This window comes from Pantoea sp. E956-1, from assembly GCF_982223955.1.
Genome location: NZ_CEUYZP010000008.1, coordinates 116,974 through 132,098 on the forward strand (window position 1 = coordinate 116,974; position 15,125 = coordinate 132,098).

Here is a 15,125-nt window from a genome sequence, read left to right on the forward strand (position 1 = left end):
CGACCGCCAGTATACTTTACCAGCGGACAGAGACTTTAGCACAAAGAGCGGAGAAACCTAATTATAGGGTTAATCCTAATCGGCCTGCTTACGTAAAAAGGCCGGAATATCAAGATAATCGGGCTCTTTGTTCGACTGCGCAGCCTGGTCGTTAACGACTTTGGCAGCAGGTTTCTGCTCCTGCGGCAGCGGTGACATACCGTGCTGCTGATAGCGATGATCCATCACTGGCTGACTGGCTGGCTTGTTGGTCACCAGGGTGATTTCAGGACGCTTGTCCATGCCGATACCGGTTGCCACCACAGTGACGCGCAGTTCGTCATTCATTTCCGGATCCAGCGAGGTACCGATTACCACGGTCGCGTTGTCAGAGGCGAAGGCGCGGATAGTGTTACCCACGGTCTCGAACTCATCCAGACGCAGGTCGAAGCCCGCCGTAATGTTGACCAGCACGCCACGCGCACCAGAAAGGTCGATATCTTCCAGCAGTGGGCTGGAGATCGCCATTTCAGCCGCTTCTTCCGCACGATCTTCACCGCATGCAACGCCTGAACCCATCATCGCATAGCCCATTTCGGACATAACGGTACGCACGTCAGCAAAGTCGACGTTCATCAGGCCTGGACGGGTGATCAGCTCAGCGATACCCTGAACGGCGCCTTTCAGCACATCGTTGGCAGCACCAAACGCATCCAGCAGTGAGATACCACGGCCAAGCACTTTCAGCAGCTTGTCGTTTGGAATGGTGATCAGTGAATCGACATGCTTAGAGAGTTCAGCGATGCCCTGCTCGGCAAACGCCATGCGCTTTTTGCCTTCGAAGTTGAATGGCTTGGTGACAACCGCCACCGTCAGGATACCCAGCTCCTTCGCCACTTCAGCCACGACAGGAGCTGCACCGGTACCGGTACCGCCACCCATACCTGCTGCGATGAACACCATGTCTGCCCCTTCCAGCGCAGAACGCAGTGCTTCGCGATCTTCTTCTGCAGAGTTACGGCCCACTTCCGGGTTCGCACCCGCACCCAGACCTTTGGTAATGTTATTACCGATCTGAATGGTCTGGCCGACAGCTGTTTTACGCAGCGCTTGCGCGTCGGTATTCACAGCAAAGAATTCCACACCTTCGATACGCTCGCGTACCATGTGCTCTACGGCGTTACCGCCGCCGCCACCGACGCCGATGACTTTAATCACCGCGTCGTTGGTTAATTCCATAGGTTCAAACATGATTTCTCTCCGTTATGTGCCTGTCGCCTGGAGATCACTAAAGAAAACAGCATGATCCCCTTTCACAAAAATTAAAACTCTTTTTTTAACCAACTGTTAATACGCTTGAACCAGTTACCTACTGAAACCCGTTTTTCGGTCTCTGCATCACCGTTCATGTGCGACTCTTTGCCGTAATGCAACAGTCCCACGGCAGTGGAGTAGTACGATTCCTGCGCATAGTCAGTCAGGCCGGTAATATTCAGCGGCTGTCCGATACGCACCTGCGTATGGAATACGCGTTGCGCACAGGCCGCCAGTCCTTCGATTTGCGCTGCACCACCGGTCAGGACAATGCCTGCGGCTAGGTGATGCTTCACGCCCTGCTGACGCAGTTGTTCCTGTAACTGCAGAATCTCGTCATTGACCAGATTCAAAAGTTCGGTGTAACGCGGCTCAATCACTTCAGCCAGCGTCTGACGTTGCAGACTACGTGGTGGACGTCCGCCCACACTCGGCACCTCAACGTTCTCATCTTTGCCAACAATCGAACCCAGCGCGCAACCATGGCGCACTTTGATCGCCTCAGCATCCGTTGGCGGTGTGCCAAACGCATAGGCGATATCGCTGGTGACGACATTGCCTGCATACGGAATAACCTTAGTGTGCCGTAAAGCGCCGCCGGTATATACGGCTATGTCCATTGTACCGCCACCAATATCGACAACACATACGCCCAGCTCACGTTCGTCTTCAGTCAGAACGGCAAAACTGGAGGCGAGACCGGCAAAAATCAGCTGATCCACTTTCAGCCCGCAACGCTCAACGGCTTTAACGATGTTCTTCGCCATGTCGTTGTGGCAGGTGATCAGATGCACTTTCGCCTGCATACGCACGCCGGAAAGCCCGACCGGATTTTTAATCCCTTCCTGATAGTCAATGGCGTACTCCTGAGGAATGACGTGCAGGATGCGATGCTCGTCACGTACTCTCACCGATTTGGCGGTGTGTACGACGTTCTCTACATCATCCTGAGTCACTTCCTCTTCGGAAATCGGAACCATCCCGATTTCGTTCTGACAACTAATATGTTTGCCCGATAAAGCAAGGTAGACGGAGGAGATCTGGCAATCTGCCATCAGCTCAGCCTGATCGATGGCGCGCTGAACGCATTTCACCACCGACTCAAGGTCGTTTACGCCACCTTTATCCATACCGCGAGACGGGCAGCTGCCCACCCCAATAATGTTGACCATACCATCGGGCAGAACTTCCCCAACCAAGGCGGCAACCTTTGCAGTGCCGATTTCGAGTCCAACTACCAGTTTTCTGTCCGTTGCCTTGATCATTGTTGTTTAGCCTGTGCCTGGTTCTGTTGCTGATTACTGTCCTGTGGCTCCATCACGATCGGTGTCCAGCCAACAGAAGCGCCAGAGTCGTATCGTAAATCCACGTAGCTGATACGTTTGCTCTCGTTCTGACCTTGCTGTTGCAGCACCGGGTAGAGCTCAATAAAGCGATTCAGTCGTTTCATGGTGTCGCTGCGGCCCAGTTCGATGCGAACATCGTCGCTGGTGACCAGTTGCCATGAACGCCGCGCCGTCATCGACGCCACCTTCAGAGTAAACTTTCGGGCTTTCAGCACATCATCCATGCTGTGATAGCCCGCCAGGACCTCTTTCTCACTCCCTTCCGGCCCGTACAACATCGGCATTGTCTCTTTGCCGACATGACTGGCGGGTACGCTGAAGGAGACACCCTCAGCATCCACCATATGCAAATCGTTCCAGCGCGCCACCGGTGTGTACTCCACAAGGTGGATCTTCAGTTCGTCCGGCCACTGCTTACGCACGCTGACCTGCTTAATCCACGGCAGCCGCTCAATCTGCTGCTGCAGGATGTCCACATCCTGAGACATAAACGTACCAGGCGGACCCAGCGACAAAATCGCCTGACGAATATCATCGTGTGTGGTGTAGTGCGTCTGTCCTGTCACCACCAGTTTTGACAATGGCAGCCGGGACGCATCGTTCATCCACTTCAGTACCACCAGCCCGCCGGCTACCATAATCCCGATGACGATCAGCAGAAAAACAATGCCGAACAGTCGGGCACCGTTACTGCGCCCGGTGCGAATACGCTCCTGCGGTTCACGGTTTCGAACTCTCATCGCCGCCTGTGACATATCAGTCGGCCAGCTCCAGAATATGGGCAACCAGCTGCGGGAAGCTCATGCCCGCCTGTTTCGCTGCCATTGGCACCAGACTGTGGCTGGTCATGCCCGGTGAGGTATTGGCTTCCAGTAACTGAAAGCGCCCTTCCCCATCGGTCATCACATCAACCCGTCCCCAGCCGCGACATCCCAGCGCACGCCAGGCCGCCAGTACCAGCTGCTGTAATTCCGCTTCACGTTCAGCGCTTAAATCGGCCGGACAGACGTACTGAGTATCGTCAGAAATGTATTTAGCTTCATAGTCATAGAACTCGCTGGCGCTCTTTATTTCAATCGAGGGCAGAATACGATCGCCCACAATCGCGACGGTATACTCCGCGCCGCTAAGAAACGCCTCGACCAGCACGTCATTGTCATACTTAAACGCCATCTCCAGTGCCGCCGGCAGCGCGCTCAGATCGTTAACCCGACTGATGCCCACACTGGAGCCTTCACAGGCTGGCTTCACAAATAGTGGCAGGCCAAGCGCCGCTATTGCCGCGTTATTTTCAGCGTCCAGACCGGCATCAAACTGCTGGCGCGTCAGCCAGACAAACTTTCCTGACGGTAAACCGCGTCCCTGCCACAGCAGCTTGGTACGCAGCTTATCCATGGTCACGGCCGATGCCATCACACCGCTCCCGGTATACGGCAGTTGCAGGAACTCCAGCACCGCCTGCAGTGTGCCATCTTCTCCGCCCCGGCCATGCAGCGCGATAAAGGCTTTGGTAAAGCCCTGATCTTTCAGCGTCAGTACAGAGACATCACGGGTATCGATGCCATGCGCATCAATGCCCATTTCCCGTAATCCGGCGAGGACGGCCTGACCCGAGTTCAGCGAAACCTCGCGCTCTGCCGAGGTGCCGCCCATTAATACTGCAACTTTATCCGCCATGACGATCCTCCGCTTTGCGTTCCGGCTGGAGCTTAGTATCAGCCAGCTTGCGGGCTACCTTGCCGACGTTACCGGCTCCCTGCACCAGAATCAGGTCATTGCCCGACAGCAGCGGTGCCAGCATCTCTGGCAGCGCGTCATGTTCTGGCACCAGAATCGGATCCACCTTGCCGCGATGACGAATCGCACGGCACAGTGAACGGCTGTCAGCACCCGGAATGGCGGTTTCACCGGCCGGGTAAACATCCAGCATCAGCAACACATCCACATGCGACAGTACGTTGGCGAAATCATCAAACAGATCGCGGGTACGGCTGTAACGGTGCGGCTGAAACACCATCACCAGTTTTTTATCCGGCCAGCCTGCGCGCGCGGCTTTAATTGTCGCGTCCACTTCGGTGGGATGATGACCGTAATCATCAACCAGCATCGCGGTGCCCGGCTGTCCATTGACCGGCTCTGTCGGGAATTCACCCAGCAGATCAAAGCGACGGCCCGTGCCCTGGAAACTTTCCAGCGCCGCCAGGATAGCATTGTCTTCAATGCCCTCTTCACTGGCGACGGCGACGGCGGCTGCCGCATTCAGGGCGTTGTGGCGACCCGGCGCGTTCAGCGTAATCTGCAGCGGTGCTTTATCCTGCCGGATCAAGGTGAAATGCCCCTGCGCGCCACTCTGTTCATAATTTTCAATGCGCAGGTCAGCATCATCACTGAAACCGTACGTGGTGATATGGCGTCCCACGCGTGGGATCAGGTCACGAATAACCGCATCATCCACACACATCACCGCACGACCGTAAAACGGCAGGTTGTGCAGGAAGTTAATAAACGTCTGCTTCAGGTTCTCAAAATCGCCCTGATAGGTGTCCATATGGTCAGCTTCGATGTTGGTCACAATCGCCACCATCGGCTGCAGATGCAGGAACGACGCATCGCTCTCATCCGCTTCTGCAATCAGATACCGACTGTGGCCCAGACGGGCATGGGTGCCTGCTGCTTTGACCAGTCCGCCGTTAACAAAGGTCGGATCGAGACCCGCTTCCGCATAAATACTCGACACCATCGCCGTGGTGGTGGTTTTGCCATGGGTACCCGCGACGGCGATGCCGTGACGGAAACGCATCAGTTCCGCCAGCATCTCCGCGCGACGGATCACCGGGATACGCTGTTCACGTGCCGCCACCAGTTCAGGGTTATCCTGCGAAACGGCGCTGGAAACCACTACGACGCTGGCATCGGTCACGTTTTCGGGGCGATGGTTAAAATAAATGGTGGCACCCAGCGCAATCAGGTTCTGCGTCACCGGGTTTGGGGCCAGATCAGAACCGCTGATATGGTAGCCTTCATTTGCTAACACTTCGGCAATACCGCCCATGCCAGCACCGCCGATGCCGACAAAGTGGATGTGCCGGACGCGACGCATCTCGGGCACGATAGAACGCAGTTTTGCCAATTGTTGTGTATTCATCGCTCTCAGTTACCTGCTATTTCAGTTTGTACCCAGTCCGGGTACAGGTCAGACGCGCTGACCGGAATGATTACTTTGCGGCGCGAGCCACTTCCTGAGCGACCCGTTCAGTCGCATCGGGGATCGCCACCTGACGGGCCTGCTCAGCCATCGTCAGCAGTGTTGCGCGATCCCAGTGGCGTAGCTGATCCGCTACAGCCTCCGCAATAAATTGCGGCTGCTCAAAAATTCTGGCAGCGCCCGCTTTCTCCAGCGGCAGCGCGTTCCAGTACTGCTGGCGATCTTTGTGCTGAAATGGCACGAAAATCGCCGGTAAACCAGCGGCAGCGACTTCGCTCACGGTTAACGCGCCGGAGCGGCACACCACTACATCAGCCCAGGCGTAGGCGGCAGCCATGTCATCAATAAACTCGGTCACCTTGTGCTGCGTCTGCCCGAGCTGCTGATAAGCTTTCTCTGTTTCGGGCAACGACCCTTTACCGGTCTGATGCCACAGGGTGATCTCATCACCCACCAGCGCGGCAACCTGCGGCAGCGTCTGGTTCAGTATCCGCGCACCCTGACTGCCACCGATCACCAGCACCCGTATCGGGCCATGACGATCCGCCAGACGTTGCGCGGGTAAAGGCAGTGCCAGTACATCAGTGCGAACCGGATTTCCCACTACATCGGCGGCGGGAAAGGCGCCCGGAAACGCCTGCAGTACTTTAGTGGCGATTTTCGCCAGCCATTTGTTGGTCAGCCCGGCAATGCCGTTCTGCTCATGCAGCACCACCGGAATACCGCAGCTCCAGGCCGCTAAGCCGCCAGGACCGGACACGTATCCACCCATGCCCAGCACCACATCCGGCTGCCAGGCCTTCATGATGCGACGGGCCTGACGCCATGCATTAAAGATGCGCAGCGGTGCCAGCAGCAATGCTTTCAAGCCTTTCCCGCGTAATCCGCTGATACGGATGAAATCGATGTCGATGCCGTGCTTTGGCACCAGATCGGCTTCCATACGGTCGGCCGTGCCTAACCAGCGGACCTGCCAGCCCTGTTCCATCAGATGATGGGCGACAGCCAGACCGGGAAAGACATGTCCGCCGGTTCCGCCTGCCATCACCATCAATCGCTTACAGCTCATCGACCACCTCGGGTAAACGCCTGCGCTTTCGCCAGGCGCGTTTCATAATCTATGCGTAATAAAAAGACGATGGCAGTCGACATAATGATCAGACTTGACCCACCGTAACTGATCAGCGGTAAGGTCAGACCTTTGGTCGGTAACATACCGGCTGCTGCACCGACGTTAACCAGCGCCTGAAAGCTAAACCAGACTCCGATTGAACAGGCTAAAAAGCCGGAAAAACGCTGATCCAGTTCCAGAGCACGACGGCCAATCGACATCGCACGAAAAGCGACGAAGAATACCATTAAAAGTGCCATTACCACACCGACGTAGCCGAGTTCTTCCCCGATGATGGCGAAAATAAAGTCGGTATGCGCTTCAGGCAGATATTCCAGCTTTTGCACGGAGTTACCGAGCCCCTGGCCCCAGAATTCACCGCGACCAAATGCCATCAGTGACTGTGTCAACTGATAGCCGCTTCCAAACGGATCTTCCCACGGATTCCAGAACGAGGTGACACGGCGCATACGGTAGGGTTCTGCAATGATCAGCAGGATCACCGCAAAGATGCCGGAACCGATGATTGCCAGGAACTGCCACAGTTTGGCCCCCGCCAGGAACAGCATCGCCAGGGTCGTCACAAACAGCACAACCACCGTACCGAGATCCGGCTGCGCCAGCAGTAACACGGCCAGCACCACCATCACGCCCATCGGCTTACAGAAGCCCCAGAAGTTGTTACGCACCTCTTCCACTTTGCGCACCAGATAACTGGCGAGATAGCAGAACAGAGAGAGCTTCGACAGCTCTGCAGGCTGAATACGCAGCGGACCCAGCGCGATCCAGCGCGATGCACCGTTGACCGAGCTACCGACCACCAGAACAATCAGCAGCATCGCGACCGTGACCATCAGCATCACGTTGCTGTAGCGCTGCCAGAAATCCATCGGCACCCGCAGCGTGACCAGCGCCATACATACAGCCAGCACGATGTAGAAGGCATCGCGCTTGGCAAAATAAAAGAGATCGTCATTCAGACGCTGACCCACCGGCATTGACGCTGACGTCACCATCACAAAACCAATCACCGCCAGGCCCAGCGTCAGCCATAGCAGTGTGCGGTCATAAAGCACCAGCGAAGAGTCATCACTTTCGCGTGCGCCCATGACCCAGTCTTTCAGGCGTCCTGAGAAATATCCCGCCAGTCCGGCGCCAGGAATACGCATCAGCTCAGCTCCTTCGCCAGTTGCGCGAACTGCTCACCGCGCTGCTCAAAGTTACGGAACTGATCAAGGCTGGCGCAGGCAGGCGACAGCAGAACCATATCGCCAGCTTTAACCTGCGGCGCAATCTGCTCCATCGCCTGGCGCATGGTTTCAGTGCGCACGGCGATCTCCGGACGCAGCGCCGCCAGCGCATCGCCATCGCGACCAAAGCAGTACAGGCGCACATTGTCGCCCTGCAGCCAGGGGATCAGCGGCGTAAAATCGGCCGACTTACCATCACCGCCCATCAGCAGCCACAGCGTTCCGTTCACCTGCAGGCCATTCAGCGCGGCTTCGGTGCTGCCGACGTTGGTGGCTTTGGAGTCATTGATCCAGCGCACGCCCTGATGCTCATGGACCAGCTGGAAGCGATGCGCCAGACCGTTAAAGTGCGTTAAGGCAGCCAGGCTGGAGGCACGTGGCAGACCCACCGCATCGGCCAGCGCCAGCGCAGCCAGCGCATTGGTGTAGTTGTGCTGTCCCACCATCTTCATTTCGGCCGTGTTCAGGACTTTCTCGCCTTTCACCCGCAGCCAGATACTGCCCTGCTGCTTGTTAAGGTGATAGTCCCCGAAATCGACACCAAAGCTGACGCAGCGGGTGTCCGCGCCGCGTACCGGCATCGTCAGGGCATCATCGGCGTTAACGATGCAGACCTGTGCATTCTCATAGACCCGCAGCTTCGCGGCACGATACTGCTGCATACCCAGCGGATAGCGATCCATATGATCTTCGCTGACGTTAAGTATGGTTGCCGCCGCGGCTTTCAGACTGTGCGTGGTCTCCAGCTGGAAACTGGAGAGTTCCAGCACATAGAGTTGCGCCGGTGACTGCAGCAGACTCAGCGCGGGCAGACCAATATTGCCACCGACGCCCACCTGCCAGCCTGCGGCTTTCGCCATTTCACCCACCAGCGTCGTGACCGTGCTTTTACCGTTGGAGCCGGTGATCGCCACGATCGGCGCCTGCGCCTCGCGGCAAAAGAGCTCAATGTCACCGACAATTTCGATGCCGGCTTCAACGGCTTCGCTGAGAATCGGATGCGCCAGCGCGACGCCAGGGCTGGCAACAATCAGATCGGCCGCCAGCAGCCAGTCACCGTTGATACCGCCCAGATGGCGTTCAACCTGCCCGGGCAATTTATCCAGCCCCGGCGGCGAGACACGGGTGTCCATCATGCGAGGCGTTACGCCCTGCGCTAAAAAGAAATCAACACAGGAGAGCCCGGTGAGGCCCAGCCCGATGATGACCACTTTTCTACCCCGATAGTCAGCCATGATTAACGCACCTTCAGCGTGGCCAGGCCAATCAGCACCAGCATTAGCGAAATAATCCAGAAGCGCACAATGACGCGCGGTTCCGGCCAGCCCTTAAGTTCATAGTGGTGATGGATCGGCGCCATGCGGAAAATACGCTGGCCGCGCAACTTAAACGATCCCACCTGCAGGATCACCGACAGCGTTTCAACCACAAATACGCCGCCCATGATCACCAGTAAAAATTCCTGACGCAGTAACACCGCAATGGTGCCCAGCGCGCCGCCCAGCGCCAGCGAGCCTACATCACCCATAAAGACCTGAGCCGGATAGGTGTTGAACCACAGGAAGCCCAGCCCTGCCCCGACGATGGCGGTACAGACAATCACCAGTTCACCGGCGTGACGCAGATAGGGAATGTGCAGATATTCAGCAAACTTCACGTTACCGGTGGCCCAGGCAACCAGCGCAAAGCCCGCGGCGACAAAGACGGTTGGCATAATTGCCAGCCCATCCAGACCATCGGTCAGATTGACCGCGTTACCCGTTCCGACAATCACAAAGTAGGCCAGCAGCACATAAAACAGACCTAACTGCGGCATGATGTCTTTGAAAAAGGGCACGACCAGTTGGGTCGCGGGGGTATCTTTGCCCGCCGCATAGAGCCCGAACGCGACGCCCAGCGAAATCACCGACATCCAGAAATATTTCCAGCGGGCGATCAGGCCTTTGGTGTCTTTTCGTACTACTTTGCGGTAGTCATCGACAAAGCCGATGATGCCAAAGCCGATTAACACGAACAGCACGCACCAGACATAGGGGTTCGACGGATATGCCCACATCAGCACCGAAATGGTGATGGAGGTGAGAATCATGATGCCGCCCATGGTCGGCGTGCCGCGCTTACTGAAATGCGATTCCGGGCCATCGTTACGGACGACCTGGCCAATCTGTAATTTCTGCAGCCAGGCGATCAGGCGCGGCCCCATCCAGAGAGAGATGAATAACGCGGTCAGCAGGCTGACGATGGCGCGAAACGTCAGATAGGAAAAGACGTTAAATCCCGAATAAAAAGCGACCAGATGCTCGGCCAGCCAAACTAACATGTTCCTTTCTCCTTTAAGTTCTGTACTACCTGCTCCATGGCGGCACTACGTGAACCTTTTATCAGGACGGTAATTTCTGAGTGTTCGGACAACAATTGACGCAAACGTTCAGTCAGCGCCGTCTTATCGCTGAAATGTTCGCCAACTTCACTGCTTTCACTGATGAAATGGCTGAATTTTCCGGTGCTCAGCACGCGATCAATGCCGGCTTCACGTGCCGCCTGGCCGACGTCGCGGTGACAACTTTCGGTCTCTTCACCCAGTTCCGCCATATCACCCGTGACCAGCACCCGGTAACCCGGCATTTCTGACAGGACCTGAACGGCCGCAGTCATCGAACCGACGTTAGCGTTGTAGCTGTCATCCAGCAGCAGCTGATGCGCAGAGAGGCGAACCGGAAACAAGCGACCTGGCACCGACTGCAGGTTTTTCAACCCCTGCTGAACGGCGCTAAGCGGTGCATCTACTGACAGGGCCAGTGCCGTCGCCGCCAGGGCGTTGGCGATGTTATGCCGACCCGGCAATGGCAAGACGATCTCAGCTTCGCCACGCGGCGTTTCCATCACAAAATGGGTGCCGTCCTGCGCAATGCGGATATCACGGGCGGAGAATTCACACTCTGCCGCCTGCGGTGAGAAACGCCACACGGTTTTATCCTGCAGCGTGCTCTGCCAGTTGGGCCAGTCATTGCTCTCCTCGTTCAGAATCGCAATGCCGTGAGCCGGTAAGCCCTGGAAGATCTCGCCTTTTGCTTTAGCGACACCGGCCAGCGAACCAAAGCCTTCCAGATGCGCCGCTGCCAGGTTATTCACCAGCGCGCTTTCGGGTTGAACCAGATCGGTGGTGTAGGCAATTTCGCCCTGATGATTGGCGCCGAGCTCAATGACCGCATACTGATGTTCTGCGGTCAGCCGCAGCAGCGTCATCGGTACGCCATAATCGTTGTTGAGATTACCTGCGGTGTAGAGCGTTTCGCCGCACTGACGCAGAATCGCCGCCGTCATCTCTTTAACCGAGGTTTTGCCGGAGGAGCCGGTCAGCGCTACAACACGGGCGGTCGACTGCTGACGCACCCATGCGCCCAGCCTGCCAAAGGCGAGACGGGTATCCTCAACCACCACCTGTGGCACAGCGACAGGTAAATGCTTACTTACCAGCAGCGCCTGCGCGCCATTCGCAATGGCATCGCCGGCGAAGTCGTGTGCATCGAAACGTTCGCCCACCAGCGCAACAAACAGGCTGCCCGCCGTCACTTTGCGGGTATCGGTGGTTACGTCACTCAGCGTTAAATCGCTGCCGTGCAGCGTGCCGCCGGTGATTTCCGCCAGGGTTTTTAATGAAACCGGAATCATGCAACGCCTCCCAGCAGTGCCGCAACGGTGGCACGATCGGAGTAGTCGAGACGGCGGTTGCCAATGATCTGGTAATCTTCATGGCCTTTGCCCGCCACCAGTACGATATCGTCGGGCTGCGCCTGCATAACGGCGTTAGTGACCGCCTGCGCTCGACCAGAGACCACGCGGGCGCGGCCTGGGTCCAGCAAGCCGGTCAGAATATCTTTTACAATCGCCTGCGGATCTTCGCTGCGCGGATTGTCGTCCGTAATCACCACCACATCCGCATATTGCTCAGCAATCGCGCCCATTAACGGGCGTTTGCCTTTGTCACGGTCACCGCCGCAGCCAAACAGGCACCAGAGTTTTCCTTTGCAGTGCAGGCGTGCCGCTTCCAGCGCTTTTTCCAGCGCATCCGGGGTGTGGGCATAATCCACGACAACCGTCGGTTTTCCTGCGGCGCTGAACACTTCCATACGCCCGTTGACCGGCTGCAACTGCGGTGCAACGCTGATCAGCGTCGCCAGCGGATAATCCAGTGACAGCAGCGTCGCCAGCGCCAGCATCAGATTGCTGACGTTGAAGGCACCCATCAGCGGACTGTCGATTTCGCCGTTGCCCCAGCTGGAGCTGAAACGAATATGTGCGCCGTTATCGTGGTAATCCACCGCATCGGCTTTAAGCCAGCGCCCGTGGCAGCCCGGCTGGAGGTTATCCTCCATGGTGACCGCAACGGCATCAGGTAAGCGCGCCAGCCAGCGACGACCGACTTCGTCATCCGCGTTAAGAATCGCCTGCCCGACCTGATGCTCAGAAAAGAGCAGCCATTTCGCTGACTCATAGCTCTGCATATCACCGTGGTAATCGAGGTGATCGCGACTGAGATTGGTGAAGACCGCCGCGGCAAATGGCAGCGCAGCGACGCGATGCTGAACCAGTCCGTGTGATGAGACTTCCATTGCGGTCAGGGTCGCCCCTTTTTCAGCCAGATCGTGCAGCAGATGCTGAACATCAACCGCTGAACCCGTGGTATTTTCTGCCGCCGCTAAGTGACCTACCAGCCCATTGCCGACGGTACCCATCACCGCGCTGGTCTCACCCAGTCGCGTCGCCCACTGCGCCAGCAACTGGGTGGTGGTGGTTTTACCGTTGGTGCCGGTGACGCCAATCAGCTTCTGTTTTTCGCCCGGCTGCTGATAAAAACGGCCTGCCAGGGCCGAAAGGCGCTGATGCAGCTGCGCCAGATAGATAACCGGTACGCCGTGCATTTCACGGATTTCGCCGTCGGCCGCTTCACCCTCAGCTTCTGCCACCACAGCGGCAACGCCCTGCGCAATTGCCTGCGGAATGAAACGGCGTCCATCAACCTGATGGCCTGCAACAGCGACAAACAGATCGCCAGAAGCCGCAATGCGGCTATCCAGTGTCATGTCACGCAGTGGGCGCGCCGGCGCGCCTGGCACCCAGGGGCCGAGTAAATCGCGCAGGTTACGATCTGTCACTTGATTCCTCACTTCTGTTAGTCACCAGCTCATTCTTGTCATTGGTCGGTAACGCGTCCGGCTCGATGTTCATGGTACGCAGTACGCCACCCATGATGGCTCCAAATACCGGTGCAGAGACCGCTCCGCCGTAATACTTGCCGGCCTGGGGATCGTTGATCACCACCACCAGCGCGAATCGGGGATGACTGGCAGGCGCGACGCCTGCGGTGTAGGCAATGTATTTATTGACGTAGCGTCCGTCCGGCCCGACTTTTTTCGCCGTACCGGTTTTTATCGCAATGCGATAACCCTTAATTGCCGCTTTGACGCCCCCGCCACCGGGCAGCGCCACGCTTTCCATCATGTGCATCACGGTTTTCACCAGTGACTCATCGAAAACGCGTTGTCCCGCGACGGGCGGATCCACTTTGGTGATCGACAGCGGGCGATTAATGCCATAGCTGCCAATCGTTGCGTAGACTCGCGCTAACTGTAACGGCGTTACCATTAGCCCGTAGCCGAAAGAGAAGGTGGCCCTCTCTATGTCAGACCACCGTTGTTTTTTAGGGTATAAGCCACTGCTTTCCCCGACCAGCCCCAAATTGGTCGGTTTGCCCAGTCCAAAGCGCGCGTAAGTTTCTACCAGCGCTGAGGAAGGCATCGCTAACGCCAGACGTGAAACACCGACGTTACTCGACTTCTGTAAAACCCCTGTCAGGGTCAATTCGTTGTAGCGCGCCACATCTTTGATCTCATGACCATTGACGCGGTACGGCACGGTATTCAGGACGCTGTTTTCTCTCACCACACCACGCTGCAGCGCCGTCATCACTACCATCGGCTTCACGGTAGAACCCGGTTCGAAAATGTCGGTGATGGCGCGGTTACGCATCAGATCTTTTGGCGTGTTGCCGAGATTGTTCGGGTTGTAAGCCGGGCTGTTGGCCATCGCCAGCACTTCACCGGTATTGACATCCACCAGCACCGCCGTACCCGATTCCGCTTTGTTAAAGGCGACGGCGTTATTCAGTTCACGGTAAACCAGCGCCTGTAACCGCTCATCAATGCTCAGCGTCAGGTTATGAGCGGCCCGGCTGTCCACCGAAGAGATATCCTCGATGACCCGACCGTACCGATCTTTACGCACCGTCCGCTCTCCGGGTGCACCGGTCAGCCACTTATCAAAGCTTTTCTCGATGCCTTCAATGCCCTGCCCGTCGATGTTGGTAAAGCCAATGAGATGGGAGGTGACCTGTCCGGCAGGATAGTAACGGCGTGACTCTTCGCGCAGATGAATACCGGGAAGTTTGAGTTTTTTGACGTAGTCGCCGATGGCCGGATTGACCTGGCGCGCCAGATAGACAAAGCGGCCTTTGGGATTGGCATTCACGCGGGCGGCCAGTTGATCAAGAGGAATAGAGAGCGCATCGGAAAGCGCCTTCCAGCGGCTGTCCAGCGTCACGCCGCCACCGGCGTGCAACTCTTTGGGATCGGCCCAGATAGCGTTGACCGGCACGCTGACTGCCAGCGGACGTCCGGCGCGATCGCTGATCATGCCGCGTGAGGTGGGCACCGCCTGAACACGCAGCGAGCGCAGATCACCCTCTTTTACCAGCTTGCCAGGATTGATCACCTGCAGCCAGGCCACCCGTGACAGCAATCCACCCAGCGCCAGTAAAATACAGCCGCACAGCAACGCAAAACGCCAGCTTACAAAGCTGGCTTTATCTTCCGGTTTCTTCAATTTCAGCGTTCTGCCTGTGCCGCTCATTCGCTATCTGA

12 protein-coding genes are annotated in these 15,125 nt (G+C 57.1%); all 12 read right to left on the minus strand.

Annotated features, from left to right (window positions below):
- Positions 1-75: 75 nt before the first annotated feature.
- The 12 genes from ftsZ to AC0T7J_RS18385 all read right to left on the minus strand — a co-directional run bounded on the left by ftsZ (position 76) and on the right by AC0T7J_RS18385 (position 15,114).
- A complete protein-coding gene (ftsZ, locus tag AC0T7J_RS18330) occupies positions 76-1,230 on the minus strand; it encodes a cell division protein FtsZ (RefSeq protein WP_010253892.1) in 1,155 nt (384 codons plus the stop codon).
- A 71-nt stretch (positions 1,231-1,301) separates the two neighbouring features.
- Entirely contained in the window at positions 1,302-2,558 is a 1,257-nt protein-coding gene (ftsA, locus tag AC0T7J_RS18335) for a cell division protein FtsA (RefSeq protein ID WP_010253890.1), read from the minus strand.
- Positions 2,555-3,394, minus strand: coding sequence for a cell division protein FtsQ (gene ftsQ / locus AC0T7J_RS18340; RefSeq protein WP_039386502.1), 840 nt, complete (start codon positions 3,392-3,394; stop codon positions 2,555-2,557). Before ftsQ ends, ftsA begins: the two co-directional genes overlap by 4 nt.
- Position 3,395: 1 nt before the next feature.
- Positions 3,396-4,316, minus strand: a complete 921-nt coding sequence (locus tag AC0T7J_RS18345) for a D-alanine--D-alanine ligase (protein ID WP_473795684.1) — start codon at positions 4,314-4,316, stop codon at positions 3,396-3,398.
- Positions 4,306-5,784, minus strand: a complete 1,479-nt coding sequence (murC, locus tag AC0T7J_RS18350) for a UDP-N-acetylmuramate--L-alanine ligase (RefSeq protein ID WP_473795685.1) — start codon at positions 5,782-5,784, stop codon at positions 4,306-4,308. The genes AC0T7J_RS18345 and murC overlap by 11 nt, the downstream gene beginning before the upstream one ends.
- Before the next feature lie 70 nt (positions 5,785-5,854).
- Positions 5,855-6,913: an undecaprenyldiphospho-muramoylpentapeptide beta-N-acetylglucosaminyltransferase gene (murG, locus tag AC0T7J_RS18355; RefSeq protein ID WP_473795686.1), complete on the minus strand. Its 1,059-nt coding sequence runs from the start codon at positions 6,911-6,913 to the stop codon at positions 5,855-5,857.
- Positions 6,910-8,124 carry a cell division protein FtsW gene (gene ftsW, locus AC0T7J_RS18360; RefSeq protein WP_010253879.1) on the minus strand — a complete coding sequence of 405 codons (1,215 nt, stop codon included), beginning with the start codon at positions 8,122-8,124 and terminating at the stop codon, positions 6,910-6,912. The genes murG and ftsW overlap by 4 nt, the downstream gene beginning before the upstream one ends.
- Positions 8,124-9,440, minus strand: coding sequence for a UDP-N-acetylmuramoyl-L-alanine--D-glutamate ligase (murD, locus tag AC0T7J_RS18365; protein WP_473795687.1), 1,317 nt, complete (start codon positions 9,438-9,440; stop codon positions 8,124-8,126). The genes ftsW and murD overlap by 1 nt, the downstream gene beginning before the upstream one ends.
- A gap of 2 nt (positions 9,441-9,442) precedes the next feature.
- Entirely contained in the window at positions 9,443-10,525 is a 1,083-nt protein-coding gene (gene mraY, locus AC0T7J_RS18370; RefSeq protein ID WP_003854755.1) for a phospho-N-acetylmuramoyl-pentapeptide-transferase, read from the minus strand.
- Positions 10,519-11,877: a UDP-N-acetylmuramoyl-tripeptide--D-alanyl-D-alanine ligase gene (gene murF / locus AC0T7J_RS18375; protein WP_473795688.1), complete on the minus strand. Its 1,359-nt coding sequence runs from the start codon at positions 11,875-11,877 to the stop codon at positions 10,519-10,521. Before murF ends, mraY begins: the two co-directional genes overlap by 7 nt.
- Positions 11,874-13,361 (minus strand): UDP-N-acetylmuramoyl-L-alanyl-D-glutamate--2,6-diaminopimelate ligase, encoded by a 1,488-nt coding sequence (gene murE / locus AC0T7J_RS18380; RefSeq protein WP_473795689.1) that lies wholly within the window; start codon positions 13,359-13,361, stop codon positions 11,874-11,876. Before murE ends, murF begins: the two co-directional genes overlap by 4 nt.
- Entirely contained in the window at positions 13,348-15,114 is a 1,767-nt protein-coding gene (locus AC0T7J_RS18385) for a peptidoglycan glycosyltransferase FtsI (protein ID WP_010671821.1), read from the minus strand. Before AC0T7J_RS18385 ends, murE begins: the two co-directional genes overlap by 14 nt.
- Positions 15,115-15,125 lie beyond the last annotated feature (11 nt).

What these genes read in the sequence shown, in the direction of transcription:
- ftsZ (WP_010253892.1), bottom strand. Translation starts at nt 1,230, where the DNA reads ATGTTTGAACCTATGGAATTAACCAACGACGCGGTGATTAAAGTCATC.
- ftsA (WP_010253890.1), bottom strand. Translation starts at nt 2,558, where the DNA reads ATGATCAAGGCAACGGACAGAAAACTGGTAGTTGGACTCGAAATCGGC.
- ftsQ (WP_039386502.1), bottom strand. Translation starts at nt 3,394, where the DNA reads ATGTCACAGGCGGCGATGAGAGTTCGAAACCGTGAACCGCAGGAGCGT.
- AC0T7J_RS18345 (WP_473795684.1), bottom strand. Translation starts at nt 4,316, where the DNA reads ATGGCGGATAAAGTTGCAGTATTAATGGGCGGCACCTCGGCAGAGCGC.
- murC (WP_473795685.1), bottom strand. Translation starts at nt 5,784, where the DNA reads ATGAATACACAACAATTGGCAAAACTGCGTTCTATCGTGCCCGAGATG.
- murG (WP_473795686.1), bottom strand. Translation starts at nt 6,913, where the DNA reads ATGAGCTGTAAGCGATTGATGGTGATGGCAGGCGGAACCGGCGGACAT.
- ftsW (WP_010253879.1), bottom strand. Translation starts at nt 8,124, where the DNA reads ATGCGTATTCCTGGCGCCGGACTGGCGGGATATTTCTCAGGACGCCTG.
- murD (WP_473795687.1), bottom strand. Translation starts at nt 9,440, where the DNA reads ATGGCTGACTATCGGGGTAGAAAAGTGGTCATCATCGGGCTGGGCCTC.
- mraY (WP_003854755.1), bottom strand. Translation starts at nt 10,525, where the DNA reads ATGTTAGTTTGGCTGGCCGAGCATCTGGTCGCTTTTTATTCGGGATTT.
- murF (WP_473795688.1), bottom strand. Translation starts at nt 11,877, where the DNA reads ATGATTCCGGTTTCATTAAAAACCCTGGCGGAAATCACCGGCGGCACG.
- AC0T7J_RS18385 (WP_010671821.1), bottom strand. Translation starts at nt 15,114, where the DNA reads ATGAGCGGCACAGGCAGAACGCTGAAATTGAAGAAACCGGAAGATAAA.